The sequence below is a fragment of the Streptomyces sp. NPDC052036 genome (assembly GCF_040680495.1).
In the GTDB taxonomy this organism is placed as follows: Bacteria; Actinomycetota; Actinomycetes; order Streptomycetales; family Streptomycetaceae; genus Streptomyces.
This window is the reverse complement of sequence record NZ_JBFAWW010000061.1, coordinates 21848-24365: the sequence shown is the minus strand read 5'-3', so window position 1 is coordinate 24365 and position 2518 is coordinate 21848. Positions and strand designations below refer to the sequence as shown.

Below are 2518 nucleotides of genomic sequence, written 5' to 3'. Positions count from 1 at the left end.
ACCGCACCCACGGCGTCACCTACTTCCACGGCTGCTACTCCGTCGGCGACGACCGGCTGTGGGGCGTCAACCACCGCCGCAAAGGCACCGCCAACACGCTGGCCGCGCTGAAATCGATCCGCGCTGCCCGGCCCGACGGCGCCCCGATCTACATCATTTTGGACAACCTCTCCGCGCACACCGGCGCGGACATCCGCCACTGGGCGAAGAAGAGCAAGGTCGAGTTGTGCTTCACCCCGACCTATGCGTCCTGGGCCAACCCGATCGAGGCGCACTTCGGCCCCCTGCGGCAGTTCACCCTCGCGAATTCGAACCACCGCAGCCACCCCGCGCAGACCCGGGCCCTGCACCGCTACCTGCGCTGGCGCAACGCCAACGCCCGCCACCCCGACGTCCTCGCCGCACAACGCAAGGAACGCGCCCGCATCCGCAGCGAGAAGGGCATCCGCTGGGGCGGACGCCCCCTCGCCGCCGCAGCCTGAGCACGTGGGGGATCCGCCGTGCCCGGATGTGGAGATCAGACAGCGGCCAGGCTCTTCGCCATGACCTGCTCTCTGCCCACGCCATCGGGCAGAAGATCGCCGGGCTCACCCGTGTCCGTGAAACCGTGCCGCTCGTAGAGCGCGGTTGCCTTGCGGTTGTCCGGCATGACGGACAACCGCAGCGTCGTGGCACCGCGCTCCGCCGCCCACCGCTCGATTGCCTGGATCAGGTTGTCACCCACGCCCTTGCCTCGAGCCGCGGGGTTGACCCACATCGAGATCAACTCCACGTTTTCTGCTCCCTCGCCCGGCACTCCGCTGGCTATGCCCACCGGGAGGCCGTCGAGGAGCGCGACGAGATCGTGCGCGCCAGGAATCGACAGACGGGCACGCCAGCGTTCCTCTCGGTCGCCGGAGCCCTGCCACTGGGCCAGCGTCGATCCGAACGCGTAGGGCGCCTCAGCAAGCGCGGCCAGTCGCAACTCCCGCCAAAGGGGCCAGTCGTCTGATTCCAAGGTGCGTAGTTCAAGCATGATCCAGACCCTGCCAGCCCGCCGGGGTGGTCAGCAAGTTGATTACAAGCATGCAAACGAGGTCGTTCCGCCCTGCAACCAGCCAAAACCGGGGAGCAGCGGTCACTCGCGCACCCGCAGACAACGAGACCTCGGTGAACCTGTCCGGTCACGGCACTAGCCAACGACCTGTACCGCGGCCGCTCGGGCGCCGTCCCGCCGGGTTTCCTCGCCGGCTCCCTGTTCGACGCCATCGTGCGCGCCGCCGTCCGCGACGCCCTCGCCTTCTACGAACACGCCGTGGATCTCGGACTGCGTGTCCTTGCGGTGATGCCACCGCAGCGGATCCCCGGCCAGTCCGATCCGGCAGTGTTCATGGCCGCGCAGGAAACCATCCGGCTGGCCGTGACAGAGCTCGGCGTCGAGGTCGTGGACCTACGCCGCCGGACCACCGGTCCGGACGGACTGCAACGGCTCGAGCTGTGCGAGGCCGACGACGAGATCCACGGCAACCTCGCCTTCGGCCGCATCATCCTCGCCGAACTGCTCGACCGAGGCTTGTAACCCCACCCCCCTTTGGAGGACGTCATGGAGCCATACGAACGCCAAGCACTGGAAGCGGTGACCACGCGTCCCGTACACGCCTACCGCACGCTCACGGTCGAGCGGATCACCCCCGTTCTGGGCGCGGAGGTCTCGGGCGTCGACCTGTCGAAGGAGATCCCAGCGGAGCAACTGGACGAGATACGCACCGCGTTCCGCGATCACCACGTCCTGGTCTTTCGCGACCAGACCATCACCGCCGAGGACCACAAGCGTTTCGCCGCGGCCTTCGGCGAGTTGCGTCCCGTCAACCCGCCGCCGCCCGAGGGCGACCCCTACATCCGGGAGATCAGCACGACGTCGGCCGCAGCGAACGTGGCGGGCAACGGCTGGCACGCCGACGGCACCGCCGACGCCGAACCCTCGCTGGGATCCATGCTGTACATCACCGAGGTCCCCGAGCCGGGCTGCGGCGGCGACACCCTCTTCGCCAACATGCACCTGGCCTACGAAATGCTCTCGCCGGCCATGCGCTCCCTGCTGGACCCGCTCACCGCCATCCACGACGGCGCCCAGGCCCTGGCGGGCTACACCCCGCCCGCGGACTACGTCATCCCCAAGAGCGAGCACCTGCTCGTCGCCCGGCACCCCGAGACCGACCGCAAGCTGCTGTACGTCAACAAGGCCAACACCAGCCGCATCCCGCAGCTCTCGGCCCAGGAGAGCCAGGCCCTGCTCGACATGCTCTTCGACACCATCGCCTGCCGGCCGATCCTGCACCTCCGCGTCCGCTGGACCCCGGGCACCCTCGTCTTCTGGGACAACCGCTGCGTCCAGCACCATGCGACGTACGACTACTATCCCTACACCCGCTACGGCCAGCGCATCGCCATCAACGGCGGCCCCGTCAAGGGCTGACGGACGACCACAGGAGGCGGGGGGGCCGGGGCGGGGTGGGGGCGCCCCACCCCCCCCCCGAAA

General features: G+C 68.9%; 4 protein-coding genes. 3 read left to right on the top strand and 1 reads right to left on the bottom strand.

Annotation, left to right across the window (positions count from 1 at the left end):
* The coding region (locus tag AB0L95_RS39700) for a transposase (RefSeq protein ID WP_365171182.1) at positions 1-482 on the top strand (482 nt) is incomplete at its 5' end.
* Positions 483-517: 35 nt separating this feature from the next.
* On the opposite strand, the gene AB0L95_RS39695 is transcribed toward AB0L95_RS39700, so the two are convergent.
* The gene (locus AB0L95_RS39695) at positions 518-1015 is read right to left on the bottom strand and encodes a GNAT family N-acetyltransferase (RefSeq protein WP_365171180.1); all 498 of its coding nucleotides are present in this window, start codon (positions 1013-1015) and stop codon (positions 518-520) included.
* 234 nt (positions 1016-1249) lie between these two features.
* Here AB0L95_RS39695 and AB0L95_RS39690 point away from each other — a divergent pair, with 234 nt between their 5' ends.
* Positions 1250-1558, top strand: coding sequence for a hypothetical protein (locus tag AB0L95_RS39690; RefSeq protein ID WP_365171178.1), 309 nt, complete (start codon positions 1250-1252; stop codon positions 1556-1558).
* A 24-nt stretch (positions 1559-1582) separates the two neighbouring features.
* Entirely contained in the window at positions 1583-2455 is an 873-nt protein-coding gene (locus tag AB0L95_RS39685; protein WP_365171176.1) for a TauD/TfdA family dioxygenase, read from the top strand.
* The last annotated feature ends 63 nt before the right edge of the window (positions 2456-2518 follow it).

What these genes read in the sequence shown, in the direction of transcription:
- AB0L95_RS39695 (WP_365171180.1), bottom strand. Translation starts at nt 1,015, where the DNA reads ATGCTTGAACTACGCACCTTGGAATCAGACGACTGGCCCCTTTGGCGG.
- AB0L95_RS39685 (WP_365171176.1), top strand. Translation starts at nt 1,583, where the DNA reads ATGGAGCCATACGAACGCCAAGCACTGGAAGCGGTGACCACGCGTCCC.